Below are 25354 nucleotides of genomic sequence, written 5' to 3' on the forward strand. Positions count from 1 at the left end.
TCAGCCCTTCAGCTGCGCGTTCTCGAGGTGCAGCTGTCCGCCGCCCTCGACCCAGACGCCGTCGACCTTGGTGCTGGTCGCGGTGACCACCGTGGACTGCAGCGGCACGATCAGCGGGACCTGCTGGTTGATGATCGTCTGCACGGTGCCCCACTTCTCGGCCCGTGCGGTCTCGTCCGGCTCGGCCACGGCAGCGGCGAAGGCGGTCTGGAAGTCGGGGTCGACCCAGTTGCACTCGCAGCGACCGTCGAGGTAGAAGTTCAGCGAGTACGCGGGCTCCGGCGGCGTCGACTGGAAGTTCGGCACGATGTAGCCGGGGAAGCTCTTGCCCGCCGGGTAGAAGGAGTCCACCCACGTGCCCACGTCGTTGTTGTCGATCTTCAGCGTGATGCCGATCTCCTTCAGGCTGGCCTGCAGGATCTCGCCGCTGGTGTTCCACTCCGGGTACTGCCCGGCGATGCCCCACCAGGTGAGCGTGCTGCCCTCGGTGATGCCCGCCTCGGCGAACAGCGCCTTGGCCTTGTCGAGGTCGTAGGAGTAGTCGGTCAGGTCGCCGCCGAACCAGGGGTTGACCTCGCCGAGCGCGTTGTTCGTCGGCGAGACGGTTCCCTGTCCGTAGTAGGCGGCCTCGAGGATCGCCTCCCGGTCGGTCGCGTAGGCGAGTGCCTGGCGGGCACGCACGTCGTTGAACGGCGCCGACTGGGTGTCGACCTCCCACGAGGGCCACTGGCTGGGGTTGTCGGGCGTGACGAGGGCGATGTCGCCGCCGCCTTCGAGGCCGGCGACGTCACCCTGCGGCACGGACCACAGCACGTCGATGTCGCCGGAGCGCAGACCGGTGACGGCGGCGGTGGACTCGGCGGCCTTGACGATGGTGATCTCGTCGAGGGCGGGCGCCTCGCCGAAGTACTCGGGGTTGGGGACGAGGGTCAGGCTGTCGTCCGGAGTGAACTTCTCGACGATGTAGGGGCCGGTTCCGATCGGCTCCTTGTCGATGGTGTCGAGCGCGTCGACGTCGAGCATCTTGACCCAGACGATGCCGGCGGCGAAGGTCGCGATCGGCTCGGACAGGGTGACGACGACGGTCTTGTCGTCGGATGCCGTGACATCCGTGACCATGTCGATCTTGTTCTTCTCCTGCGTCGCCGTGTCGGGGTCGAGGTAGTAGTCGAACGACGCGACGGCATCCTCCGCGGTGAACGGGTCGCCGTTGGAGAAGGTGACGCCGTCGCGGAGCGTGAAGGTCCAGGTCTTCTGGTCTTCCGAGGTCTCCCAGCTCTCGGCGAGGTCGCCGACGATCTCGCCGGACTCGTCGGTCTTGGTGAGGCCGTTCCACAGCAGCGGGAACAGCACCTCCTCCCAGGCGAAGGTGCGGATGGCGGGGTTCAGCTGCGGGATGCCCTGGGCCGCGGCGACGGTGAGGGTGCCGCCGTCCTGCGCCTGGCCGTCGGGGGTGGATGGGGTGCTGCTGCAACCAGCGGTGATGAGCGCGGCGGTGAGCAACGCTGCTCCGCCGAGCAGTACACGACGACGCGACATGGGTGCCTCCAAGGGTCGGGGTGATGCGTTCGGGTAAGGAAGGGTTTCGCTATAGCATGTAGCAAAACGGACGCCTCGTCTAGTGCGAATCGAACGGATGCGGTTACGTTCTCGTTACGCTCGCCGGACCGTCATCCCGCCCCCGAGGCAAATCTGCCATAGCATCGGTCGATGCAGGAACTCGACCGAGAGCCGCCCGCGGCTTCCGGCACAGACAGAGGAGCCACGTGCGCAGCGTCTCGGATCAGAACATCGCCGAACAGGTCACGGACGAGCTGCGCGCGGCGATCCATTCCGGCGAGCTCGCCCCGGGCGAGCGGCTCGTCGAACGCAAGCTCGCCGAGCGCCTCGGCGTCAGCCACATCCCGGTCCGCGAGGCACTGACCCGCCTGGCCGAGGAGCGCCTGATCACTCGTGAACCCCGCCGGGGAGCCCGCGTCGCCGAGCTCACCGCGCAGGACCTGGAGGAGATCTCGAGCCTGCGCATCGTGCTCGAGCAGTTCATGGCCATCCGCGTGCAGGAGCGATGGAACGAGGAGTCCGCCGCGCGTCTCGGCGTGATCATCCAGGCGATGTCGGATGCGGCGCCCGGGAACATCGAGGAAGTGCTGCGCCAGGACCGCCTGTTCCACGAGACGCTCGCCGATCTCGCCGAACACCGGTTCCTCGACGAGGTGAGCGGGCAGCTGCGCGGGCGCATCACCGGGTTCATCCATGCCGCCAACTCGGCGCTCGACCCCGCCGAGCAGGAGGACCACGTGCGCAGCCACCAGCAGATCGTGGATGCCATCGCGAGCGGCGACCCCGACCGGGCGCAGAAGGTGATCGCCGAGCACGTGACCAGAGCGGTCGAGCGCATCACCCCGTCGGCGGACTGACCGCGACCATGGCCGCGAAGACGATCGTCCTCACCGGAGCATCCGACGGCATCGGTGCGGCCGCCGCCCGCCAGCTCGCCGCCACACCGCATCGACTCATCCTGGTGGGCCGGTCGGTCGAGAAGACCGAGGCCGTCGCCGGGGAGACGGGCGCTGAACACTTCACCGCCGACTTCGCGCGACTCGACGATGTGCGGGCGCTGGCCCAGAAGATCGCGGATGCGGTCGGCGATGACGGGATCGACGTGCTGGCCAACAACGCGGGCGGCATCTTCGGAGATCAGACCCCCACCGTCGACGGGTTCGAGAAGACGATGCAGGTCAACCATCTGTCGCCGTTCCTGCTCACGAACCTGCTGCTGCCGCAGCTGCTCCGGGCCGAGGGCGCGGTCGTGAACACGTCGAGCATCGCCCACCGCCTGTTCGGGCACCTCGACGTCGACGACCTCGACAACGCCCGCCGTTTCAGCCCCAACAAGGCGTACGGCGACGCGAAGCTCGCGAACGTGCTGTTCGCGAAGAGCCTGCACACGAAGTTCCATGCGCGAGGGCTCAGCGCGGTCGCGTTCCACCCCGGCACCGTGCGCACGAACTTCGCGGCGGAGTCGTCGAGCATCATGCGGCTGCTGTATCGCACGCCGCTCAAGCACGTGATGCTCATCGGTGCGGACAAGGGCGGTGCCACCCTGCGTTGGTTCATCGACGGCACCCCCGACGAGACCTGGTTCTCGGGCGCCTACTACGACGAGCGCGTCCTCACCACGAGGGTCAACCCGCAGGTGAACGACGCCGCCCTCGCGGAAGCCCTGTGGCAGCGCAGCGCCGAGCTCGTCGGGGTTCCTGCCTGACCCCCGCCGTGCCCCCCGGATGTCGGGAGTTCGCACGGCTGTCGGGCCGGAATACGGCTTCCGGCCCGACATCCGGTCGTTCTCCCGACACATGCACGGCCGCGATCGGGCGGACGGCGGATTGCGCGTCCTCGTTCGACTGCGTAACGTGTTACACGTTTCCCGCTCAACCGCTCGCTCGTTCGCGCGCCCGCGAAGACCCCAGGAGGCATCGATGCCCCGCACGGATCCGAAGAGCCAGGCCCACTCGGTCTGGCGACGCAAGCCCATCGGCGAGATGAACGAGGAGGCCGAGAAGAGCGGGCTCTTCAAGTCGCTGGGGCTGTGGCAGCTCACGGCCATCGGCGTCGGCGGCATCATCGGCGTGGGCATCTTCTCGCTGGCCGGGCTCGTCGCCCACGGCGACGCCACGAGCCCCGGCGTCGGACCCGCGGTGCTCATCTCGTTCCTCATCGCCGGACTCGCCTCCGCAGCGGCCGCCCTCTCCTACGCGGAGTTCGCCGGGATGATCCCGCGGGCCGGCTCCGCCTACAGCTACGGCTACGTCGCCCTCGGTGAGCTGGTCGGCTGGTTCATCGGCTGGGACCTGCTCCTCGAGTACGTGGCGATCGTCGCGGTCGTCGCGATCGGGATCTCGGGCTACCTGGATGCGTTCCTCTCCGGCTTCGGCATCCACCTGCCCACCGCGATCACCGAGACGTTCGACCAGAAGAGCGGTGTCGTCAACATCCCGGCGATCCTCATCTGCCTGTTCGTGACGTTCCTGCTCAGCCGCGGCGCCAAGACGTTCGGACGCTTCGAGCTGGTCGCGGTCGGCATCAAGATCGTCTTGATCCTCTTCATCGTGGGCCTCGGGGTCTTCTACATCAACACCGACAACTACAACCCGTTCATGCCGAGCGGCTTCGGACCGGTGTTCACCGGAGCGGCCACGGTCTTCTTCGCCGTGTTCGGCTACGACGCCATGAGCACCGCCGCCGAAGAGGCCAAGGACGGCCGCAAGCACATGCCGAAGGCGATCATCCTGTCGCTCATCATCGCGATGCTGCTGTACGTCGCGGCGACCCTCGTGCTCACGGGCATGCAGAACTACCAGGACATCGACCCGAAGGCGGGCTTCGCCTCTGCGTTCGCCAGCGTGGGGCTGCCCGTGATCGCGTCGATCATCTCGGTGTTCGCGGTGCTCTCGATCCTCACCGTCATGCTCACGTTCCTGCTCGGCGCCACCCGCGTGTGGTTCAGCATGAGCCGTGACGGACTGCTGCCCGGCTGGTTCGCGAAGGTCGACCCACGCGGCGTGCCTCAGCGCGTGACCTGGATCGCCGGCATCGGCTCGGCGTTCCTCGCGGGTGTGTTCCCGATCCGCGCCGTCGCCGACCTCACGAACATCGGCATCCTGGCGGCCTTCGTCGTCGTGTGCATCGCCGTGATCGTGTTCCGCTACACGAAGCCGGACGCACCGCGCACGTTCCGTCTGCCGTTCATGCCGGTGGTCCCGATCGTCGGCGTCGGCTTCTCGCTGTTCCTCATCTCGCAGCTGCACTGGGAGACGTGGGTGCGCTTCGCCGTCTGGCTCGCGATCGGGCTCGTCGTCTACTTCGCGTACGGTCGCCGTCACTCGCTCCTGAACCCGGACAGCCCCCGCCGCGTGCGCACGCCCGATTAGCCACACCCGAGTGCACGGCTTCCCGCCGAGTGCACGGCTTCCTGCCGTGAAGAAGCCGTGCACTCGAGGGCATCCCGTGCACTCGCGCGGGACGGAGCGGGACCCGACGGGGTCAGACGACGAGGTTGGCCGTGTCGACCACGCGGGCGCCCTCGGCGGGGAAGACCGTACGGGTCACGCCCGACTCGACGTTGCCGGTGTGCAGCAGGGTGGAAGCCGAGCCGAACGCGGCATCCGCCAGCTCGAACGCGCCACCTTCGAAGCGGTTGCCGATCGCGCGGTAGTGGGTCGCGCCCTTGGTCACCGACACGTGCGTCGCCGAACCCTCCGCGCGGAAGGTGCTGTCGGTCAGGCTCAGGTGCAGCTCGCCGTCGCCGGTGCGTGCGACCCCGGTTCCACCCTTGATCGCGATGTCCGATCCCGCGATCTCGACCGCCTGCCGCTCGCCCCTGGCCGCCGCGATGCGCGCGTTGCGGAGCGTCGACCCCTCGATCCGCAGTCGCTCCGACGACGAGACGATCGGCGCCGCATCGTCCGCCGCGCTGAGCGTCGACCCGCGGAACGTGACCGCCCCGGCACCTGTGATCTTCATGCCGCCCACCCGGTCGAGCACGGTGTCGACGAACGTGACCGGGGTCTTCACCGTGGCGTTGGTGAGCTCGCCGGGAGCGACGAACGTGAAGTGCGAGTCGGCGATCACCGTGGGCCGCGACGAGTTGTCGGACGCCTGCGTGATGATGAGGGTGTCGGACGCCGTGCACCCGCGCAGCTGGGCGCCGTCGGCGTTGATCCACAGCATGCCCGACCCCGAGAGCGAGGGCTTGCCGATCACCTGCACGTCTTCCAAGGTGAGGTCGGTGATGCGCACGCGCGCCACGAACCAGGAGCACACGTGCTTGCGCACCGTGATGCGCTTGGCCGCAGAACCCCAGGCTGCACCGGAATTCGCGAACGTCATGAGCCCCGAGTTGCCGGTGTAGGTGAGGTCGTGCTCGTACTGCCCGTGCGTGACGAACGGACCCTGGTCGTCACCGTCGCCGTGGCAGTTCTCCACCAGGCAGTAGGCGCTCGCGGTGAAGTCGTTCAGGTGGCGGGCGTTCGCGGTGTGGCAGTTGGCGACGTAGCCGTACAGGCAGTAGATCTGCTGCGTCAGGTAGCCGGCACCGCCCCACGTGACCGACGTCGGGTTCTTGAGCGTGCAGCTCACGGTCGAGTAGTAGGTGTTCCACCGGCGCTGGATGAGCGGCCAGAACGTGCCGGTGCCATCGACGTGGTCCACGTCGCAGCGCACCGCGTACTCGAACGCCAACGGGTGCGAACCGGTGTACTCGTCGGTGCCCGTGCCGAGGAACTTCAGGTTCGACACCGTCACGTCCTGCACCGGCACGACCCGCCGCCACGTCATCGTGCGGTCCTTGCCGAGCGGCCAGCCGTTCTTGTAGTTGATGCGGATGTGCGTGCCGTCGACGATCTGCGTCACCTGCACCAGCCGCTGCAGCTCGCGCTCCCAGCGCCCGGAGAGTGCGTTGACCTCGGCCGCGTACCAGTCGCCGACCACGAAGAACGAGGAGTCGGCGACCGGGAAGACGTCGCCCAGATCGGGCACGACCTCGCCGAGCCTGGCCTCGTGCACGGCATCCGTCACCTCGCCGCGGAAGAACATGACCGCCGCGAAGGGGTCGTCCTTGCCCGCGTTCTCGATGCCGACCGTCGTCATGAGGTGTCCACCGAAGTCGAACGCGATGTTCGAGCGGGAGAACTTATGGCGACGGACGAAGTTGAGGTCGCTGTGCGCCTCGATGCGGTGGATGCTCGCATCGTTCACCATCGCGTCGAGAGCGTCGTCGGCGTTGACGCTCGCATCCCTGATCCCGAACATCCGGAAGTCGACGACGCCCTCGTGCATGAGCACCCAGGCCCCGCCCTTCGGGGCCGCGAGCACGGTGCCGCCGTTCGCCGCCGGCGCATCCTTCTTCACGAACCGGTAGAGCCCTGCTCCGCCGTCGCCGGCTGACGCATACCCGGTCGTGCGGGCGAGGTCGCCGTCCTTGCCCTTGCGCGTCACGAGGTCGGTCGCGGTGCCGCCGTTCGCGACGTTCGCCGACCCGGACGAGCTCTGCGCGACGATCGGCCCCGCGGCCTGCGCCGGGCTCGACGCACCGACGGCAGCCACTCCGCCGATGGCGGCGGCCCCGAACCCGGCCAACAGCATGCGTCGGCTGCGCAGAGCCGCGGTCTCGGTCTTCTCCTGCTGGATCATGGTCATCCTCCTTGCGGCTTCTTCGCCGCGTCCTGGCGTCCGGCCTTCCGGCCGAGCCGCGTCTCCGATCGATCCCCAGACCCCAGTGCTGTGCTCCGAGCGGATGCTCAGAAGTAGTCGCCCGCCGTGAAGTGGCGGATGCCGTGCAGTCGCGCCTCCCGCCGGAGTGGGCGGATCATGCCGGTGCGATCGTCGTGCCGCACGACTTCGGGAGCGAACGCCCGCGCGGCGAGCTCATCCTCCGGCAGCGCCGGAATCGCGAGGTCGCACGACGTCACACCCGCGGATGCCCAGTCCGCGGCGACGGCGGCGAGCAGCGCCCGACGCACCTCGGCGGCGTCTGGCGCGTCGGGGAGCACCGCGATCTCGAGCAGCGTGCCGACCCGGTCCCGGCTCTCGGCGATCGCGTACCCGCGGACCGTGGGGTCTGCCTCCGAGCGGTACAGGGTCGCCCCGCCCAGGCGCACTTCGGCCATCGCCCACGCGCGTTCGCCGCGCACCGGCGCCAGCACCACCCGGCCGTCGCGCGAACGCGCGTACACCTCACCCAGCGGACCGAGACTGCCCGCACCCACCGTCTCCCGCACGACCGCGCCCCCGGCACCGGTGCTCGCCGGCGGCCGCCACGGACCCGACAGCGTTCGCGGCATCGAGAAGGTCTCGAAACCGCTGGAGCGGTACACCTCGGGCGTGCCCGTGAACAGCAGCGCCCAGTCGGCGTCGCGGCCGGCCTCCAGCGTCGCGGCCACGAGCTGCCGCGCGAGCCCCTGCCCCCTGGAACGCTCGGCCACCGCGACACTGCCGATCGCGTGCACCTCGGCGATGCCGCCGTCGGACTCGCGCAGCCGCGTCGGGAGACCGTAGATCGAGCCGCAGACACCCGCTGCATCCGCGGCCACGATCGTGTGCGCGAGTCGATCCGTGTCGACCAGCCACTGGTCGGGCGCGAGCGCGGGAGTGAACGCCGTCGCCCACAGGGCCGTGAGCGCGGGCTCGTCCTCTGCGCGGGCGAGCCGCACCACGGGGCCGGTCATGCCATCGAGGCCAGCTGGGCGCGATCGACGGCGTGCAAGAGTGGTCGTCCCGCGGCGAAGGCGTCGAGCTCGTCGGCGACGATGCGCCCCTGACGCCGCCGCCCTTCGCGCGTGCCTGCCGCGCGATGCGGGGTCACGAGGGCAGCGGGCAGGCTGCGGAACGGGCTGTCGGCGGCGAACGGCTCCTCGTCGAACACGTCGACCGCGGCGCTGAGCCGGCCGCTGCGCACCTCGTCGATCAGCGCGGCCTCGTCGACCAGCCAGGAGCGCGCCGTGTTGACGAGTCCGGCACCGTCGCGCATCAGGGCCAACTCACGGCGACCGATCAGGTGGCGCGTCTCGGGCAGGGTGGGCGCGTGCACGGCCACGATCTGCGCCCGCTGCAGCGCGTCGTCGAGCGCCACGAGTTCCGCGCCGAGCTCGTGGGCCGCGGCCGCGTCGATCGTCGGGTCGACCAGCAGCGGATCGGCTCCGAGCGCACGGATCAGTTCGAGGTAGGCGCGTCCGGTGCGCGAGGCCCCGATCACGGCGATGGGTGCGCCGAAGATCTCGTGCTGCACGCCCACCGCATCCGCGTCGTACCAGCCGTCGCGCGCCCGCAGCGCGTTGTGCATCTCCGGCACCCGGTGCAGCAGTGCCAGCGTGAACGTCAGCGACACCTCGGCGACCGACCGCGCCATCCCCGCTCCGGCCTGCGTCACGAGGATGCCGCGGTCGAACAGCGCGTCCGTCGCGAACGGCTTGATCGTGGCACCGGTGTGCGCGATGAGAGCGAGCTTCGGCAGGGTGGAGAGCACGGCGTCGTCGAAGGGGCCGACACCCCAGCTCGTGACGACGATGCGCGCCTCTGCGAGGTCGGCATCCGCGAGCCGGTCGACCCGCACGAACGTCCCGCCCAGCCGCGCGGCGACGTCGTGCAGCCGGGCCGCGTCGTCGGTCGAGAACAACTCCGCGAAGAGCTCTTCCGAGACGACCGCGACCACGGTCGGCGCGCTCATCGCAGCAGCACTCCTCGCAGCAGCGCTCATCGCAACCAGGCCTCGAGGTTCTCGGCGATGAAGGCGTCGTCGTTCAGGGCGGGGTATGCGCGACGCACCCGCTCGATCTCGTCCGCCTGCCCGGGCGAGAGGCCCTCCGCGGGGTCGAGGCACCAGACCCCGTCGAGCAGACCCTGCTGACGCAGCACCTCGTGCACCCCGGCGATCACTCCGGCGAAGTCGTTGCCCGGATCGAACACGGCCTGGTTGACGTCGACCATGTCGGAGGCGAGGAGTCCGAGTTCGCGATACGTCTCCGCGTCTCCCGCCATCGCGAGCTGCGCCCGGTCGAGCAGCGCGACGGCAGCCCTCGTGCCGACCGCCCACTGGCCGAGCAGTCCGCCGACGAAGCGCAGCGTGCGCGGGCCGGACGGCGAGTCCACGTGGAACTCGGAGAGCAGGTCGGCCACGATCGCATCGTCGTTGCCGGTGTAGAGCGCGATCTCGTCGGCGCGGCCGGACGCGGCCACACCGCGCACCAGCTCGAGCGTGCGGTAGCGGTCGAAGGGCGCCGCCTTCACGGCGACGACCGCGGGGATGGAGGCGAACTCGCGCCAGAAGTCCCGATCGAGCACGGGCCCGCCGATCGCGGTCTGCAGGTAGAAGCCGACCAGCGGCAGCACCTCGCCGACGGCGCGGGCGCGTTCGAGCAGGGCACGCTCGTCGGCGCCCGCGACGCGGGGACTCACCAGCACGGCGTCGTAGCCCAGCGAACGGGCCAGCTCCGCCTCGGCCACCGCCTGGGCGGTGTCGCCGGCCACTCCGGCGATGCGCACGAGGCTCGCGTCGCCGCGCGCATCCATCTCCTCGGCCGCGAGCGCGAGCACGGGCTCGAACAGGGCGTGCTCCGGGTCGCGGATCTCGAACTGGGTGGTGTGCACGCCGACCGCGAGGCCGCCGGCGCCGGCATCCAGGTAGTACCGGGAGAGCGCGCGCTGACGACGCTCGTCGAGCGCACGGTCGGCGGTGAGGGCGAGCGGATGCGCGGGGATGACGGCTCCGCGGGCGAGGGTCGCAGCGGCTTCGGGACGCAGCGACGGCACGGTCGCGGTGTGCGCGGTGGACTCCATCGTCAGAACTTCCCGTCCCGCACGGCCCACTTGGTGGGCTTGGCGATCATGGGGAGACCCTTCTCGATCCAGTCGGCCTGCATGCCGATCAGGGTCTCGGCCGACACCGACGGGTAGCCGAACAACGCCATGCACCGCCGCGCGTCGCTGAGCAGCGCGGTGCGCAGCGGCTCGTCGACGATCTCGACCTCGCGGTCGAACAGCGTGCCGAAGCGGCGGGCGATCGACTCGACGCTCAGCAGCTCGGGACCGGTGAGGTTGATCGTGAACGGGTCGGTCGAGGCGTGCACGAGACTGCGCAGCACGACCTCGTTCGCGTAGCCCTGCCAGATCACGTTCACGTTGGCGGTGGCGACCGAGACCGGCTGGCCCGCGTGCACGGCACTGCCGATGTCGGCGAGCACGCCGTAGCGCAGGTCGACCGCGTAGTTCAGGCGGATGATCGCGACCTTGGTTCCGCGTTCCTGCGCGCCGAACTCGAACACCCGTTCGCGTCCGAGGCACGACTGCGCGTACTCGCCGATCGGCGCGGGCGACACCTCTTCGGATGCTCCGCCGGAGGACGCGGGCAGGAACGGGTAGATGTTCCCGGTCGACAGCACCGAGATCGCACTGTCCCGGTAGCGGCGGGCGACCCGGTCGGGCAGCGCGGCGTTGACCTCCCACGCCCACGATGCGTTGGTGGCGGCGCCGAACTTCGCGCCGACCATGAACACCACGTTGGGGGCGTCCGGCAGGGAGGAGAAGTCGTCGTTCTCGATCAGGTCGAACGGCACGACCCGCACGCCCGCGGCTTCGAGACGCTCGCGGATCGCGGCATCGCCGAACCGAGACACGGCGTACACCGCATCGTCCTGGCGTCCGGCCGCATCCATCCCGCGCCGCGCGAGCATCGCGAGAGTCGGGCCCATCTTGCCGCCCGCGCCGAGGATCACGAGGTCGCCCGCCCCGCGTGCGAGGTCGTCGACCAGACCTGCGCTCGGTGTCGCGAGCGCCTCCTCGAGCTCCGCCTCCGTCGTGAAATGGCGCTGAGTGCTGAAACTGTGCTGAGTCACGTCGTGCTTTCCCTTCTTCTCAGCCCTTGATGCCCGTACCGGCCACGCCCTCCTGCACGTACCGCTGAGCGATGAGGTACGCGAGGAAGATGGGCAGCAGCGCCACGACGGACCCGGCGAGCATGGTGCTCAGCGGGACGTTCTGCTGCTGCAGCGACGAGATGCCGACGGTGAGTGTGAACATCGCGTTGGACTTCGCGATGATGAGCGGCCACAGGAAGTCGTTCCAGTGCCACAGGAAGACGAAGATGCCGAGCGTGGCCAGGATCGGCTTGCACAGCGGCAGCACGATCCGCAGGAAGATGCGGAACTCGCCCGCGCCGTCGATGCGTGCGGCTTCGAACAGCTCGTCCGGGAGCCCCTGGATGAACTGGCGCATCAGGAACACGGCCTGCGCGTTCGCGAGCGACGGCAGGATCAGGCCCCAGTACGTGTCGACGCCGCCGAGGTTCGCCATGAGGATGAACGTCGGGATGAGCGTCACGTGGAACGGCACCATCACCATCGCGAGGAACGACCAGAACATCACCTCCTTGCCGCGGAACCGCTTCTTCGCGAACGCGTACCCGGCGAGCGCGGAGAAGAACAGGACGGCGACGACGGAGACGAGCGAGTAGATGAGGGTGTTGCCGAGCCAGACGAGGATGTTCTGTCCGGCGAGCACCTGCTCGTAGGCGTCGAACGAGATGTCCGTCCAGGGCAGGAGCGATCCGGGCAGTTCGACGACCATGCCGGGCTTGAGGCTCAGCACGACCATGGCGTAGAAGGGGAAGAAGCTGAGGATGCCGGCCAGGCTCAGCCAGATCCAGCGTCCGACGATCCCCCACCCGGTGGGCTGCAGAGCGCGGTAGGCGCGGCGCTTCCTCTTCGCCGACGCCGGGGGCGGGGTCGGGGCGTCGGTCGTCGTGGGCGGCTGCAACAGAGCGGTCATTTCTGCTTTCCGATCACCAGGCGCTGGATGAGCGCGACGACGAGGGTCATGATGAACAGGGCGACGCCCACGGCGGCGGCGTAGCCGTAGTCGAAGTAGCGGAAGCCCTGGTCGTAGAGCAGGTAGACGAGGGAGTAGCTGGCATTGGCCGGCCCGCCCTGCGTCATCACGTAGATGACGTCGAAGACCTGGAAGGCGGCGGTCGTCTCGATCACCGCGAGGAAGAAGAAGGTCGGTCGCAGCACCGGCAGGATGACGTAGCGGAAGCGCTGCCAGGCGTTGGCGCCATCCATCAGGGCCGCTTCCTCGAGCTCGCGCGGCACGTCCTGCAGCGCGGCGATGAGGATCATCATCCCGTAGCCGAAGCGGGACCAGACGCCGACGACGACGATCGCCGGGATGACGAGCACGGTGCTGCCGAGCCACGAGCCGCCGAGGCCCAGTGGTGCCATCAGGGTCGACCAGGGGCCGTTGGCGGAGAAGATCCAGACGAAGATCGAACCGGCCAGCACGAGCGAGGTGATGACGGGGAGGAAGAAGATCGAGCGGAAGAACCGCGCACCGCGGAAGGCCCGTCGCACACCGAGGGCCATCACGGTGGAGAGCACGAGCGCGATCGGCACGGCGAACACCGTGTAGATGAGCGTGGTGCCCATCGCCCGCCAGAACAGCGGATCGGCGATCAGGCGCTGGAAGTGGTCGAGGCCGCGGAAGGCGATCTCGCCGGTGATGTCGTAGTCGAAGAAGCTCAGCGCGACGCCCACGATGCTCGGGCCGAAGCGGAAGGCGATGAACAGGAGGAAGGCGGGGAGCACGAACAGGAACGCGATCCGCGCCTCTCGTCGTGCGAGCACCCGCGTGACCCGCCCTGCGGGCCTCTTCGCCGTGGTTGCCGTCGTCATCAGTGGTACCTCACGTGGGGGAGTGAAGGGGTGCGGGGGCGGGCGCCCGGGTGTGCGCCCGCCCCCGATCCTGCTACTTCTTGGTCAGCGGTGCCGCGGCGGCCGCGGCATCCTTCAGCGCATCCGCCGGCGACTTCGTGCCGAGGAGCGCCGCCTGGATCTCCGGAGCGAGCACGCCCATCAGCGCGCGCGACGAGGCGTTGAGCTCGCCGACCGTGGTGTCGGGGACGTACTTCTCGACCTCGCCGAGCAGCGGGTCATCCGCGTACAGCGGCTCGGTGGTGCTGAGCGCCGAGAAGAACCCGGCCGCCTTGAGGTATGGCTCGACCACGTCGGCACCGGTCGCGTACTCCGCGAACTTCGCCGCCGCGTCCTGCGCCTTGGAGCCCTTGAGCACCGAGAGCGAGCCGACCGTGCCGTACGCCACGGACTCCTTGTCGGTGAGCGGCGCGAGGACCTTGACGTTCTCCTCGCCCCAGAACGGCGCGACCTCGGTGACCGCGTTGTTCCAGGTGCAGCCGACCTTGCCCTGAGCGACCGCGGTCTGCTCGAGCGGCACGTTGGTGGTGAGCGCCTCGGGGTCGAGTGCGCCTTCCTCGGCCAGGTCGGTGAGGAAGGTGAGCGCCTTCTCGCCGGCCTTGCTGTCGAAGCCGACGTCGCCGTCCTTCGTGTAGACCTCGCCACCGGCCTGCCACAGCAGCGGGTAGTAGGTGAGGTTGAGGGTGTTCTCGGCGGATGCCGGGTAGTTCAGGGCGTACATGCCCTTCTCCGTGAACTTGGGGGCCATCGCGGTCACGTCGTCCCACGTCTTCGGGAACTCGGTGACGCCGGCGGCCTCGAACGCGGCGGCGTTGCAGATGAGCGGCATCGCGCTGGTGAGGATCGGCGCACCGAGGATGTCGCCGTCGATCGTGACCGACTTCTTCACGTTCGGCAGCAGCTCGCTCTGGCGCTCTTCGCTCAGCAGCTTGTTGAGCGGTGCGATCGACTTCTGGTACGCCGCGAGCTGGTCGGGGATGAGGTAGACGACGTCGGGACCCTTGCCGGCCGCGATCGCGGTCTGGAGGGCTTCGTCGCGGTTCGCCCACGGGAAGATCTCGTACTTGACGTTGATGTTCTCGTTCTTCTTCTCGAAGTCGGCGATCGTCGAGTCCCAGAAGTCCTTGTGCACCGCCTCGTCGGCGATGACCGGGTAGAGCCAGACGGTGATGTCCTGCTCTCCCTCTGCGGTGTTCCCTCCGCCGGCCGAACATCCGGCCAACAGGGTGGCGGCCGCGACTCCCGCGACGACGCCGGTGATCTTGCTGACGCGCATGGTGCTCCTTTGCTTATACCGTGCTGAGTACGGTTCATTATGACACTGGGATGGGATAATTCGTCAAGTACAAGTTCGCAGAGCCTTGTTTCAGGCGTGTTTCCCGTTCGAGAACATCAAAGCTTGATCTGAGAATTCGATGTGCTAATTTGATCGCACCCGACGACGGAGAAGAAGAAAGGACCGCACATGGTCGTGACCAGTCCGCTCTCGATCGTTGCGCGATCCGCCCTTCAGCTGCGTGATGCGGGGCCCGCGACCGTGAACGACCTCTCCCGTTCGCTGGAGATCTCGCGCACCTCCGTCGAGAACGCGGTGACGGTGCTGAGCGACTCCGGCCTGATCGTCGACGCCCCCGTGCAGAACGGCGGCGGAGCGGGTCGCCCCGCACGTCGCTACTCGTTCCACGCCGCCGCGGGAACCGTGGTCGGCGTCGACATCGGCGTCGCCAGCGTGCGCGTCGTGCTGGCCGACCTCGCCGGACTCGTCATCGCCCAGCGCCGCTACACCGGCGTCGCCGCCCAGCCCGACGGCGCCTCCAAGCTCGCCGCCGTGATCGATGACGTGCGCCGCACGCTCGCTGCCGTCTCGATCCCCGCCTCGAAGGTGCGCGCGGTGGGCGTCTCGCTCCCCGGCATCGTCGACGACGCCGGCCGCGTGACCACCTCGGTCGTGATCCCCGAGTGGTCGGGCATCGACATCGGCTCGCAGCTGCGGCAGGCGTTCGGATGCCCCGTCGCGGTCGACAACGGCGTGCGTCTGGCCGCGGTCGCCGAGCACCACCTGGGCGTGGCGCAACTCGTCGACGACGTGATCTACCTCTCCGTCGGCAACCGCATCGCGATGGGCCTCATCCTCGGCGGTCGCCCCCGACGCGGCATCCACAACGCCGCCGGCGACATCGGGCGCCTCGCTTTCCGTGGGCTCAACACCGAGACCGGGCAGATCTCGTGGCGCACCGCCGCGACCGCCGCCGAGGTGTTCGCCCTGGCCCGCGGGGGCGACGCCGCCGCTCAGCAGGAGCTCGACGGCTTCATCGACGAGCTCGCCCACGGCATCGCCACCCTCACCATGACGGTCGACCCGGCCATGATCGTGATCGGCGGCGGAATCTCCGCCGCCCACGAGCAGCTGCTCGACCCGCTGCGAGCGGCACTGCCCGGACATCTGGGCCTGCCGTTCCAGGTGCCGATCGCCGAAGCGCGTCTGGGCGCCGAGGCCGCCGCGCACGGCTCCGTGGTGCATGCGTTCCAGCGGCACGCCGCCGAGATCTACGGCATCGAGGACATGCCGGCTCCGCCGATCACTCCCCTGCCGCACGAGGCGGCCGCAGCCGACGACACCACCGAGGAGAAGCAGTGAGCACGTTGAAGGTCGGACTCATCGGAGCCGGCGGGATCTCCCGCGTGCACGCCGACGCCTGGCGGGCGCTCGGCGCCGAGGGATACGTCACCTCGCTCGTCGGCGCGGAGGAGATCGCCGAGGAGTACGGGTTCACGCTCGTCTCCGACGTCGATACGCTCATCGGTCTGGTCGACCTGGTCGACATCGTCACCCCGAGCAGCACCCACGCCGACTTCGCGCTGCGCGCCATCGCCCGCGGGCGCGACGTGATCTGCGAGAAGCCGTTGGCCGCCACCGCCGAGGCCGCCACCGAGGTCGCCCGCGCCGCCGCGACCGCCGGCGTGCGGCTCTTCCCTGCGCATGTCGTGCGCTACATGGGCGAATACGCGCAGATCAAGGCGGGCATCGACGCCGGAAGCATCGGCACGCTCGCCGTGCAGCGCTTCAGTCGCGCCGGCTCCGCCCCGCAGACGCCGTGGTTCTTCTCCGAGCGCGCCGGCGGCGGAGTGATCCGCGACCTGATGATCCACGACATCGATCAGGCCGTGTGGTTCGCCGGCCCCGTGGCGTCGGTCTACGCGGTGCAGAATCCGCCGACCGTCGACGACCGGGTGCCCGCGCCCGTGACCGCGCACGTCGTGCTCACGCACCGCAACGGCGTGATCAGCCACATCCACGGCAGCTGGGTGGCGCCGGGCATGCCGTTCCGCACGAGCGTCGAGGTGGCAGGTTCCGAGGGGCGGATGCGCTACGACAGCGCCGAGGACACCGCGCTGCGCACCGACGCCGTGATTCCCGAGGGCGACACCGACTACCTGCCGCCGATGTCGCCGCAGGAGAGCCCGTACTACGCCGAGATCGCCGACTTCGTGGCGGCGCTGCGCGAGGGTCGGGAGTCCAGGGTCAGCCCCGCGGATGGTATCGAGGCCGTCGCCGTGGCCGAGGCCGCGTATGCATCCATCGCCGCGGGCGCCCCCGTCGCGCTGTCCGTCCCCGAACGCTTCGCCGCCGACGCCGAGGAGGCCGCCCGATGACCGCTCCCGCTCCGCTGCGCATCGCCGTGCTGTCGTTCGCGCACACGCACGCCCTCAGCTACGTACACGCCCTGAAGGCGATGCCGGGTGTCGAGCTGATCGCCGCCGACCCGGACGGCGCCACCGCCCCCGACGACGCCCCTCGCGGTGCCGCGCTGGCCGCCGAGCTCGGAGTCACCTATGTCGACACCTACGACGAGGCCTTCGCCTGGAAGCCCGATGCGGTCGTGATCGCCGCGGAGAACTCTCGGCACCGCGCCCTCGTCGAGCGTGCGGCTGCCGCCGGGGTGCACGTGCTCTGCGAGAAGCCGTTGGCGACGACGGTCGAGGATGCCGTGGCGATGCGCGAGGCGTGCGAGCGCGCAGGCGTGATCCTGATGGTCGCCTACCCGGTGCGCTTCGCCCCCGGCGTGCGCGATGCGGTCGCCGAGCTGCGCAGCGGACGACTCGGACGCATCCTGGGCGTGACCGGCATCAACAACGGCAAGCTCCCGCAGGATCGTGCCTGGTTCACCGACCCCGCACTCGCGGGCGGTGGCGCGCTGGTCGATCACGTCGTGCACTGCGCCGACCTCCTCGACGAGCTGCTCGGCGAACGTCCCCGATCGGTCCGCGCCGTGTCCAACCGCATCCTGCACGCACAGCGGGAGCTCGCCGTCGAGACCGGCGGACTCGTCACGATCCAGTACCCGAGCGGGGTCGTCGCCACGATCGACTGCTCGTGGAGCTGGCCGATGAGCTCGGCGACCTGGGGCGGCCTCACGCTGCAGGTCGTCGCGGAGCGCGGCACCGTCACGGTGAGCCCCTTCGCCAAGGGCGTCGCCGGGCACGATGCGCACGGGGAGACCTGGAGCCCGGTCGGCGCCGATCTCGACGCCCTGCTGCTCGACGAGTTCGTCCGCGCCGTGCGCGAGGGGCGGCAGCCGCAACCCGACGCGGGAGTCGGCATCCGCACGGTCGAGATCGCGACGGCGGCCCTCGCCTCGGCGTCGCGCGGCGGCGAGGTCGTCACCCTCGCCTGAGCCGCCCCCGCACCCGCACCCGCACACGGCAGAGAGGCCAGGTATGCACACCCCCGAGACGACAACCGGATGGCGGAAGCGCGCACTCGCCGTGATGCCGGTGGGATCGAGCACGAACTCCAAGGCACCCGCACTGCTCCCCGAGGAGCCCGAGGTGATCGTGCGGGGACGGGGGAGCCGCGTGTGGGACGACCGCGGGCGCGAGTTCATCGACTACCGCTGCGCGCTCGGTCCGGTCACCCTGGGCTACACGGATCCCACGGTCGACGCCGCCATCCGCGCACAGCTCGACGACGGCATCCTGTTCGGGCATCCGCATCCGCTCGAGACGACGACGGCCGAGCTGTTCTGCACCCTCGTGCCCGGCGCCGAGGCCGCCCGCTTCCTGAAGACCGGCGGCGAGGCGCTGGCCGCGGTGATCCGCATCGCCCGCGCGCACACCGGCCGCGACCGGGTCGTGCAGATCGGGTACAACGGCTGGCTCAACTCGCTCGCAGCGGGCGCCAGGGTGCTCCCCGGTGCGACCTCGGATGCCGTGCCCGGTGTGCCCGCCGCTCTCGCCGCCCTGCATCATGCGGTCGACTGGGAGGACCGTGCGACGCTCGACCGCCTGTTCCTCACCCGCGGGTCCGAGATCGCTGTCATCCTCATCGCCGCCGACTATCCCGCCATCCCGGAGGCCGCCGACTTCTACCGGTACCTGCGCGGACTCGCCGACCGGCACGGGGCGCTGCTCGCGTACGACGAGATGGTGACCGGCTTCCGGGTGGCTCTCGGCGGCATGGCGGAGGCGACCGGAGTGCTCCCCGATCTGTCGGTGTTCGGAAAGGGCATCGCGAACGGCATGCCGCTCGCCGTGTACTGCGGACGCCGTGAAGTGCTCGCGGTGCTCGATCGGGGAGAGGTGGTCGTGACCTCGACGTACGGCGGCGAGACCCTCTCGCTGGCTGCGGCCACGGCGACGATGACGGCGATCCGCGACCGCGGGATCATCGACCGGCTGCGGGAGTCCGGCACGCGGCTGCAGGACGGCATGAACGCACTGTTCGCCGGGGCGGGCTCGTCGCTTCGCCTCGTCGGGCATCCGGCATGTCCCCTGTTCACGGGCCCGGACAGCGACCTGCAGGAATTCCTCCGGGCCGCGTTCCGCCATGGCCTGTCGTTCTATCGCGTGGTGTACGTCAACGCCGCGCACACGGATGCCGACATCGATGAGACTCTGCACCGGGCCGCGGCCGCCCTGCGCGAGACGGTGGCGGCATGACCGGCATCGACGCCCACACGCACCTGGACGAGGGGCGCTTCGATCCAGCCGTGTTCGAGGTCGGCGAGCGCCTCGGCATCGACCTGTTCCTGTGCAGCAACATCGGCGGTTTCCAGCCGCATCCCGGCCTCGACGAGGTCTCGGAGATGAACGCCGTGCTCGCCGGCCAGCTCCGACTCCACCCTGATCGGCTCCGCGGCTACTGCTACGTCAATCCGCGTTTCGGTCGCCGCAGTCTCGACGATCTGCGGCGCAACGTCGAGGATCGCGGCATGATCGGCATCAAGCTCTGGATCGCGACGCTCGCCGACGATCCGCTCGCCGACCCGATCCTCGAGTACGCGGCGGAGCACCGGCTGATCGTGCTCGCGCATGCGTGGCGCAAGACCGTCGGCCGCTTCCCCTACGAGTCGACCGCGGATCACATCGCCGCGGCCGCGCGCCGGCATCCCGACGTGCGATTCCTGATGGCGCATCTGGGCGGCCAACCCGAGTCGGCGGTGAACACGGTGCGCGAGTGCCCGAACGTCGCGGTCGACACATCCGGCACGATCATCGGCGCCGGCGAGGTGGCCCTCGCCGTGCAGCGGCTGGGGGCCGAGCGGGTGGTGTTCGGCTCGGACCTGCACCACATCGACCTCGCCGCGAACGTGGGCAAGGTGCTGGGCGCGGGTCTCGATGCCGACACCGAGCAGCAGGTGTTCGGCGGCACGGTGGCTCGCTGGCTCGCGGAGGTCGCGGCATGACTGCGCAGGCGCGCCGGATGCTCCGGGCGTTCGCCGACCTGGGGGCGACCGACACCACCTGCTTCGTGGGGCAGTGGCCGTATCGGCTGTCGTCCGCCGTCGACGCCGATGGCCTGCGCGCGTACGCCGACCGTCTCGGCATCCGCACGATCTGGGTGTCGCACCTGGCGTCGTTGTTCGGCTTCGACACGCGCACGGGGAACGAGGCGGTGGTCGCCGCGTGTGCGGCCGACCCGCTGTTCCGGGTGTTCGCGACGATCGACCCGCGGGATGCCACCTGGCCGGACGAGCTCGACGACGCGGTGCGCGCCGGGGCACGAGGTGTGCGGGTCGCGCCGGGCTTCCATCGCTACGAGGTCGGCCTCGTGCGCCCGGTGATCGACGCGTGCCTCCGGCACGGTGTTCCGCTGCAGCTGATCGTCCGCCTCGACGACGCCAGGGTGCGCCACCCGCTCTCCCCCGCCGTGGATCCGGAGGTGCATCGGATCGCCGACCTCGTGCGGGACAGCCCCGCCCTCCCGTTGCTGGTGAGCGGCCTGAACCGGGCGGAGGGGATCGAGCTGCAGCGGCACCTGGGCGACGACGCACCCGAGTGGCTGCGCCTCGACCTGTGGCACGTGAACGGGCCGACGCACGTCGCCGACACGCTGGGCGACGATCCAGAGCGCTGGGTGTTCGGCAGCGCCTTCCCCGTGCAGACTCCCGAGGCGACGGCGCTGCAGCTCGCCGCATCCGCCCTCTCCCGCGGCGCCCTGCGCGCGATCACCTCCGACAACGCCGCCGCGATGCTCGCCTGACCCGAGTCAATGTTCGGGAAACGAGCCGGATCCGCTCGGAACGGAAACCTGCGATTCCCCGAACCCGTCATCGTGCACCGGGCGTCCAGCCGACGGGAGTATGCTGACCCGTTGGGTCGCTCGACCCGAAGAGTCCCGAAAGGCGGTGATGGCGATGTCCGACGATAGTTACGACGCCGCCTCCGCTGCGTCGAGACTCCCTGCGTTCTCGCGTTGACCTGACGGTCCGCTTCGCACGTCCTTCCCGCAGCCGACGGTGGCGTCATCCGCCCCCTGACGAATCCGCGCACGGAGCCCTCGCTGCCGTGCACCTGCGAGAACGGAGCCGCATCATGGCGCTCATCGACAACGGCGTGTACGTCCACGGACGTCGCGTGGAGACCCCGAAGAACCTGGACGAGACCTACCGGATGCTGGATGCCGCCGGCGGCATCGCCTGGATCGGCCTGTATCGACCCAGCCCCGAAGAGGTCGCCTCCGTCGCCCGCGAATTCGACCTGCACCCGCTCGCGGTCGAGGACACCCTGTCCGGCCACCAGCGCTCGAAGGTGGAGCGCTACGGCGACACCCTGTTCGCGGTGCTGCGTCCCGCGCGCTACCGCGACAAGGAGGAGTCGATCGAGTTCGGCGAGCTGCACCTGTTCATCGGGGCCGACTTCGTCGTCACGATCCGGCACGCCGAATCGCCGAACCTCGCCGCGGTCCGCCGCCGTATGGAGGCGAACCCCGAGCTGCTCGCAATGGGCCCCGAGGCCGTGCTGTACGCGATCCTCGACGAGGTGGTCGACGAGTACGAGCCGATCGTCGCGGGTCTCGAGAACGACATCGACGAGATCGAGGATCAGCTGTTCGGCGACAGCGATGACGATGCGCTCTCCCGCCGCATCTACGAGCTCTCCCGTGAGGTCATCAACTTCCAGCGCGCCGTGCACCCCCTGAGCGGGATGCTGGAGTGGCTGCGGCGCGGATCGGAGAAGTACCGCATCGACGAGGAGCTGCAGCGCTCGCTGCGTGACGTGCTCGACCACGTGATCCGCGTCAACGAGCGGGTCGACTCGTTCCGGGCGATCCTCGAGAACGCGCTGACCGTGCACTCGGCGCTCGTCGCCCGCCGCCAGACGGAGGCCGGTCTCGCGCAGAACGACGAGATCAAGAAGATCTCCTCCTGGGCGGCGATCATCTTCGCTCCGACGCTGGTCGGCACCGTGTACGGCATGAACTTCGACGTGATGCCCGAACTGCACTGGGCCTACGGCTACCCCATCGCGATCGGCGCCATGGCCGCGTTCGCGGTCGGCCTCTACGGAGTGTTCAAGTACAAGAAGTGGCTCTGACGACGAGGATCAGAGCATCTCGCCGGTGCTCGCGAAGCGGGGATCGTTGCGTCGGGCGAACCGGCGCGCGCTCTGGGCCGACAACGCCAGCAGCACCAGGATGTCGAAGGCGACGCTCGCCAGCGACGTGCGGAACGTCACCTGGATCCCCTCGTTCCACCAGTCCAGGAACACGACGATGATGCCGACCGACGCGAAGCTCATCGCCGTGATGCGTGCCCAGTTCGATCCGGCCAGCACGAACCCCGCAAGCACGCCGTAGAAGAGGTACCAGACGCCGAGCGCGATGAACCCGGCGAGCAGGAAGCCGTCGGCGACGTCGAGCGGGATCGGCTCGACGTCGGCGACCGCGGAGAAGACGTCGTTCCGCACCGCCGACCAGTTCAGCACGTACACGAGGATCGAGATGAACCCCCAGATCACGCGGAGCCACATCAGCACGGCGCCGAGACCGGTCGCGAGGGGACGTTTCACGACAGTCCTCGCAGCTCGGTGATCGGCGCCTGCTCGACCGGTGCCTCTGTCGCCTCGGTCGGTCGTGCCTTCCGCACGTGACGCAGATCGATCACCGGCAGGTCGCCGTCGGTGTGGATGCTGTCGCCGCCGCCGTTGCGGGAGTGGTAGCCCGTGGAGAAGTCGCGGATGACCACGATGCGCACCCCCGCGTCCGCACCACGGAGCGTCTGCACGATGTGGTCGCGCTCGATGTCGATGTTCGCGTCGATCTTGTGGGTCACCTGCAGTGTGAACAGCGAGAACCCGACGGCACGGTCGAAGGTGCCCGCGGCGACCCAGTCCACCCGGTGCCCGCCCGGCAGCATCCACCCGTCAGGACACCGCCAGAACCGGACGTGGTGCCGCTTCGCCGGGTTGCCCGCGACCTCCTGCTGGTAGGCCAGATCCTGCCGGCGTCCGAACAGGAACAGCGGGCTGACCGGTGCCTCGTCGTAGCTGCGTCGCAGCAGCGTCGACGTCACGATGCGCCAGGTCGACGCGGCGGTGATCTCGTCCGCGCGTGTCCACCCGGCGTCGGCCATGCAGCGGGTGAGCTGCTCCTCCGTGCCGAGCACGGCGAGGTTCACCGGGTCGCCGAGCAGACCGTCGCTCGTGCGCGCCCGGCCGATGAAGTAGCTCGGCACATAGATGCGGGTGAGGATCGAGTGCAGTCGCGGCAGGACGAGGTAGGCGAGGAGCAGCCAGAAGGCGACCGCGAACCCGATGGCCCACCACCCCCACGAGAACGCCTCCGTGATGATCAGGTAGGCGAGCCAGATCGCGGCGAGGCCTGCGAACACGAAGAAGCCGTCGTCCACGGCCGCGTTGACCGAGAACCGGCGCCGCGGCACGAGCGGATCACGCCTCTTGACCGGTTCCTCCTCCATGCCCACATCCTAGAAACTGCCCGCAGCGGAGGAAAGGTGCCGGGTGCTCGCGACCCGACGCCTCAGCGCGAGCGATGCTCCGTGCGGGCGAGGGCATCGGCGGCGCGCACCAGCGCGAGATGCGAGAACGCCTGCGGGGTGTTGCCGAGCTGTCGCTGCGACGCCGGGTCGTACTCCTCCGACAGCATGCCGACGTCGTTCGCCAGGCCGCACAGCGTGTCCATGAGCGCATGCGCCTCGTCGAGCCGGCCGGTCACGGCGTACTGCTCTACCAGCCAGAACGAGCAGGCGAGGAACGCCCCTTCCGATCCCGCGAGCCCGTCGACCCCGGTCCTCGTGCGGTAGCGACGCACCAGCCCGTCCGTCATCAGGGTCTGCTCGATGCACTCCACCGTCGCCAGCATCCGCGGATCGTCCGGCGCGCAGTAGCCCACCTGCGGAAGCAGCAGCAGCGAGGCGTCGACCTCGGTCGAACCGTAGTGCTGCACGAAGTGACCGTCGACGACGCCGTCCCGGTCGATCTCCTCGCGCATCCGGTCGCGCAGCCCCCGCCAGCGCTCGACCGGGCCCGTCAGCCCGAACTGCTCCACCCCGCGCACCACCCGATCGAAAGCAGCCCACATCATCACCCGCGAATGCGTGAAGAACTGCGGTTCCCCGCGGATCTCCCACAGCCCCTGATCGGGTCGCTCGATCTGCTCCGACGCGAAGCGCACCAGCTCCCGCTCCAACGACCACGAGAAGTCCGACGCATCGAGGCCCGCCGCGCGTGCCGCCGACAGCGTCACCAGCACCTCGCCGACGACATCCGCCTGATACTGCTCGGCTGCGCCGTTGCCGATGCGCACCGGGGTGGATCCGCGGTACCCGGGGAATCCCGGCAGCACCCGCTCCGGAAGATCCCGCTCGCCGGCGAGACCGTACATGATCTGCAGGTCGGCGGAGTCCCCGGCCACCGCCCGCAGCAGCCACTCCCGCCACTGCCCCGCCACCGTGAGGAAGCCGTGATCGAGCAGGGCTTCGAGGGTGAGGGCCGCATCGCGCAGCCACACGTAGCGGTAGTCCCAGTTGCGCACGCCGCCGATCTCCTCCGGCAACGCCATGGTGGCCGCCGCCGCGATACCACCGGTCTCGTGGTTGGTGAGCGCCCGGAGGATCAGCAGCGACCGCACGACCTCGTCGTGATGCGGCCCGTCGTGCGCGATCCGGTCCGCCCAGTCCTGCCACCACCGTTTCGTGGTGTCGAGCTCGGCCGACACGTCGAGCGGCGGCGGGAGCTCGAGATGCGAGGGGAACCAGGTGAGGTGCAGATCGCGCACTTCACCGGCATCCACCGTCACCTCGCCCCGGTGCTGATGGTCGATCGCCGTCAGCGGCGCCCCGCGCAACGCCACGGCATCCGGGCCACCTGACGCGTGCAGGCACGGCTCGGTGTCGGAACCGACCTGACGCACCCACGGCATCACCCTGGCGTAGTCGAAGCGGATGCTCAGCTGCTGCTCGAACGACATCGCGCCCTGCACGCCGACGATGCGGCGGATCAGATCGGTGCGTCGGATCGTCGCCCCCGGGTCGAGGCCGATCGGCATGAAGTCGTGCACCTCGGCGACCGCATCTGCCGTCTCCCAGCGGGTGATCAGCACGAACGTGTCGCCGTCGTAGCGGCGGGTCGCCACCGCGGCGGGATCGGTGGGCCGCAGCACCCACCGTCCGTGCGACTCATCCCCGAGCAGCGCCCCGAACGTGGACGCCGAATCGAGGCGCGGCAGGCAGAGCCAGTCGATGCTTCCTGTGGCGGAGACCAGGGCCGCGGTACGGCAGTTGCTCAGGAGTGCGTAGTCCTCGATGCGCGCACCCGAATCCGGGGTGGGAATGCCGGTGCCGTGCATCATGCGC

General features: G+C 69.6%; 22 protein-coding genes. 10 read left to right on the forward strand and 12 right to left on the reverse strand.

Annotation, left to right across the window (positions count from 1 at the left end):
- Positions 1-1539, reverse strand: a complete 1539-nt coding sequence (locus tag WFM69_RS00300; protein WP_337000498.1) for an ABC transporter substrate-binding protein — start codon at positions 1537-1539, stop codon at positions 1-3.
- Positions 1540-1766: 227 nt separating this feature from the next.
- Between WFM69_RS00300 and WFM69_RS00305 the strand changes: the two genes are divergently transcribed.
- The 3 genes from WFM69_RS00305 to WFM69_RS00315 all read left to right on the forward strand — a co-directional run bounded on the left by WFM69_RS00305 (position 1767) and on the right by WFM69_RS00315 (position 4931).
- Entirely contained in the window at positions 1767-2417 is a 651-nt protein-coding gene (locus tag WFM69_RS00305) for a GntR family transcriptional regulator (RefSeq protein WP_337000500.1), read from the forward strand.
- Between the two features lie 8 nt (positions 2418-2425).
- The gene (locus WFM69_RS00310; RefSeq protein WP_337000502.1) at positions 2426-3265 is read left to right on the forward strand and encodes an SDR family NAD(P)-dependent oxidoreductase; all 840 of its coding nucleotides are present in this window, start codon (positions 2426-2428) and stop codon (positions 3263-3265) included.
- 214 nt (positions 3266-3479) lie between these two features.
- Positions 3480-4931, forward strand: coding sequence for an APC family permease (locus WFM69_RS00315; protein WP_337000504.1), 1452 nt, complete (start codon positions 3480-3482; stop codon positions 4929-4931).
- 112 nt (positions 4932-5043) lie between these two features.
- On the opposite strand, the gene WFM69_RS00320 is transcribed toward WFM69_RS00315, so the two are convergent.
- The 8 genes from WFM69_RS00320 to WFM69_RS00355 all read right to left on the reverse strand — a co-directional run bounded on the left by WFM69_RS00320 (position 5044) and on the right by WFM69_RS00355 (position 14535).
- Positions 5044-7191, reverse strand: a complete 2148-nt coding sequence (locus WFM69_RS00320) for a peptidase C14 (protein ID WP_337000506.1) — start codon at positions 7189-7191, stop codon at positions 5044-5046.
- Between the two features lie 107 nt (positions 7192-7298).
- Positions 7299-8225 (reverse strand): GNAT family N-acetyltransferase, encoded by a 927-nt coding sequence (locus WFM69_RS00325; RefSeq protein ID WP_337000508.1) that lies wholly within the window; start codon positions 8223-8225, stop codon positions 7299-7301.
- Complete coding sequence (locus WFM69_RS00330) at positions 8222-9223, reverse strand: hydroxyacid dehydrogenase (RefSeq protein WP_337000510.1); 1002 nt, start codon at positions 9221-9223, stop codon at positions 8222-8224. Before WFM69_RS00330 ends, WFM69_RS00325 begins: the two co-directional genes overlap by 4 nt.
- Before the next feature lie 26 nt (positions 9224-9249).
- Positions 9250-10332, reverse strand: a complete 1083-nt coding sequence (locus WFM69_RS00335; protein ID WP_337000512.1) for a dihydrodipicolinate synthase family protein — start codon at positions 10330-10332, stop codon at positions 9250-9252.
- A 2-nt stretch (positions 10333-10334) separates the two neighbouring features.
- Complete coding sequence (locus tag WFM69_RS00340) at positions 10335-11387, reverse strand: NAD-dependent epimerase/dehydratase family protein (protein ID WP_337000514.1); 1053 nt, start codon at positions 11385-11387, stop codon at positions 10335-10337.
- A gap of 19 nt (positions 11388-11406) precedes the next feature.
- Positions 11407-12318 carry a carbohydrate ABC transporter permease gene (locus tag WFM69_RS00345; RefSeq protein WP_337000516.1) on the reverse strand — a complete coding sequence of 304 codons (912 nt, stop codon included), beginning with the start codon at positions 12316-12318 and terminating at the stop codon, positions 11407-11409.
- On the reverse strand, positions 12315-13220 hold the full coding sequence (locus WFM69_RS00350) for a carbohydrate ABC transporter permease (RefSeq protein ID WP_337000518.1): 906 nt from the start codon (positions 13218-13220) through the stop codon (positions 12315-12317). The genes WFM69_RS00345 and WFM69_RS00350 overlap by 4 nt, the downstream gene beginning before the upstream one ends.
- 73 nt (positions 13221-13293) lie before the next feature.
- A complete protein-coding gene (locus WFM69_RS00355; protein WP_337000520.1) occupies positions 13294-14535 on the reverse strand; it encodes an ABC transporter substrate-binding protein in 1242 nt (413 codons plus the stop codon).
- 189 nt (positions 14536-14724) lie between these two features.
- Between WFM69_RS00355 and WFM69_RS00360 the strand changes: the two genes are divergently transcribed.
- The 7 genes from WFM69_RS00360 to corA all read left to right on the forward strand — a co-directional run bounded on the left by WFM69_RS00360 (position 14725) and on the right by corA (position 22076).
- Positions 14725-15897 (forward strand): ROK family protein, encoded by a 1173-nt coding sequence (locus WFM69_RS00360; protein WP_337000522.1) that lies wholly within the window; start codon positions 14725-14727, stop codon positions 15895-15897.
- Entirely contained in the window at positions 15894-16913 is a 1020-nt protein-coding gene (locus tag WFM69_RS00365) for a Gfo/Idh/MocA family protein (RefSeq protein ID WP_337000524.1), read from the forward strand. The genes WFM69_RS00360 and WFM69_RS00365 overlap by 4 nt, the downstream gene beginning before the upstream one ends.
- Positions 16910-17935: a Gfo/Idh/MocA family protein gene (locus WFM69_RS00370; RefSeq protein WP_337000526.1), complete on the forward strand. Its 1026-nt coding sequence runs from the start codon at positions 16910-16912 to the stop codon at positions 17933-17935. The genes WFM69_RS00365 and WFM69_RS00370 overlap by 4 nt, the downstream gene beginning before the upstream one ends.
- Positions 17936-17978: 43 nt before the next feature.
- Entirely contained in the window at positions 17979-19199 is a 1221-nt protein-coding gene (locus WFM69_RS00375; RefSeq protein WP_337000528.1) for an aminotransferase class III-fold pyridoxal phosphate-dependent enzyme, read from the forward strand.
- Entirely contained in the window at positions 19196-19945 is a 750-nt protein-coding gene (locus WFM69_RS00380) for an amidohydrolase family protein (protein ID WP_337000530.1), read from the forward strand. Before WFM69_RS00375 ends, WFM69_RS00380 begins: the two co-directional genes overlap by 4 nt.
- Positions 19942-20742 carry an amidohydrolase family protein gene (locus WFM69_RS00385; protein ID WP_337000532.1) on the forward strand — a complete coding sequence of 267 codons (801 nt, stop codon included), beginning with the start codon at positions 19942-19944 and terminating at the stop codon, positions 20740-20742. Before WFM69_RS00380 ends, WFM69_RS00385 begins: the two co-directional genes overlap by 4 nt.
- A gap of 332 nt (positions 20743-21074) precedes the next feature.
- Entirely contained in the window at positions 21075-22076 is a 1002-nt protein-coding gene (corA, locus tag WFM69_RS00390; RefSeq protein ID WP_337000534.1) for a magnesium/cobalt transporter CorA, read from the forward strand.
- Positions 22077-22085: 9 nt separating this feature from the next.
- Here the strand turns inward: corA and WFM69_RS00395 are convergent, their stop codons facing one another.
- The 3 genes from WFM69_RS00395 to WFM69_RS00405 all read right to left on the reverse strand — a co-directional run bounded on the left by WFM69_RS00395 (position 22086) and on the right by WFM69_RS00405 (position 25350).
- Positions 22086-22550, reverse strand: a complete 465-nt coding sequence (locus tag WFM69_RS00395) for a hypothetical protein (protein WP_337000536.1) — start codon at positions 22548-22550, stop codon at positions 22086-22088.
- Positions 22547-23458 (reverse strand): LssY C-terminal domain-containing protein, encoded by a 912-nt coding sequence (locus WFM69_RS00400; protein ID WP_337000538.1) that lies wholly within the window; start codon positions 23456-23458, stop codon positions 22547-22549. Before WFM69_RS00400 ends, WFM69_RS00395 begins: the two co-directional genes overlap by 4 nt.
- Before the next feature lie 62 nt (positions 23459-23520).
- On the reverse strand, positions 23521-25350 hold the full coding sequence (locus WFM69_RS00405; RefSeq protein WP_442928433.1) for a glycoside hydrolase family 15 protein: 1830 nt from the start codon (positions 25348-25350) through the stop codon (positions 23521-23523).
- Positions 25351-25354 lie beyond the last annotated feature (4 nt).

Source organism: Microbacterium sp. LB12 (genome assembly GCF_037150835.1).
Lineage (GTDB): Bacteria > Actinomycetota > Actinomycetes > Actinomycetales > Microbacteriaceae > Microbacterium.

Coding starts and splice junctions, on each gene's coding strand:
- WFM69_RS00345 (WP_337000516.1), bottom strand. CDS start 12,318: ATGACCGCTCTGTTGCAGCCGCCCACGACGACCGACGCCCCGACCCCG.
- WFM69_RS00400 (WP_337000538.1), bottom strand. CDS start 23,458: ATGGAGGAGGAACCGGTCAAGAGGCGTGATCCGCTCGTGCCGCGGCGC.
- WFM69_RS00350 (WP_337000518.1), bottom strand. CDS start 13,220: ATGACGACGGCAACCACGGCGAAGAGGCCCGCAGGGCGGGTCACGCGG.
- WFM69_RS00335 (WP_337000512.1), bottom strand. CDS start 10,332: ATGGAGTCCACCGCGCACACCGCGACCGTGCCGTCGCTGCGTCCCGAA.
- WFM69_RS00310 (WP_337000502.1), top strand. CDS start 2,426: ATGGCCGCGAAGACGATCGTCCTCACCGGAGCATCCGACGGCATCGGT.
- WFM69_RS00380 (WP_337000530.1), top strand. CDS start 19,196: ATGACCGGCATCGACGCCCACACGCACCTGGACGAGGGGCGCTTCGAT.
- WFM69_RS00405 (WP_442928433.1), bottom strand. CDS start 25,350: ATGATGCACGGCACCGGCATTCCCACCCCGGATTCGGGTGCGCGCATC.
- WFM69_RS00325 (WP_337000508.1), bottom strand. CDS start 8,225: ATGACCGGCCCCGTGGTGCGGCTCGCCCGCGCAGAGGACGAGCCCGCG.
- WFM69_RS00330 (WP_337000510.1), bottom strand. CDS start 9,223: ATGAGCGCGCCGACCGTGGTCGCGGTCGTCTCGGAAGAGCTCTTCGCG.
- WFM69_RS00300 (WP_337000498.1), bottom strand. CDS start 1,539: ATGTCGCGTCGTCGTGTACTGCTCGGCGGAGCAGCGTTGCTCACCGCC.
- WFM69_RS00355 (WP_337000520.1), bottom strand. CDS start 14,535: ATGCGCGTCAGCAAGATCACCGGCGTCGTCGCGGGAGTCGCGGCCGCC.
- WFM69_RS00315 (WP_337000504.1), top strand. CDS start 3,480: ATGCCCCGCACGGATCCGAAGAGCCAGGCCCACTCGGTCTGGCGACGC.
- corA (WP_337000534.1), top strand. CDS start 21,075: ATGGCGCTCATCGACAACGGCGTGTACGTCCACGGACGTCGCGTGGAG.
- WFM69_RS00320 (WP_337000506.1), bottom strand. CDS start 7,191: ATGATCCAGCAGGAGAAGACCGAGACCGCGGCTCTGCGCAGCCGACGC.
- WFM69_RS00370 (WP_337000526.1), top strand. CDS start 16,910: ATGACCGCTCCCGCTCCGCTGCGCATCGCCGTGCTGTCGTTCGCGCAC.
- WFM69_RS00385 (WP_337000532.1), top strand. CDS start 19,942: ATGACTGCGCAGGCGCGCCGGATGCTCCGGGCGTTCGCCGACCTGGGG.
- WFM69_RS00360 (WP_337000522.1), top strand. CDS start 14,725: ATGGTCGTGACCAGTCCGCTCTCGATCGTTGCGCGATCCGCCCTTCAG.
- WFM69_RS00375 (WP_337000528.1), top strand. CDS start 17,979: ATGCACACCCCCGAGACGACAACCGGATGGCGGAAGCGCGCACTCGCC.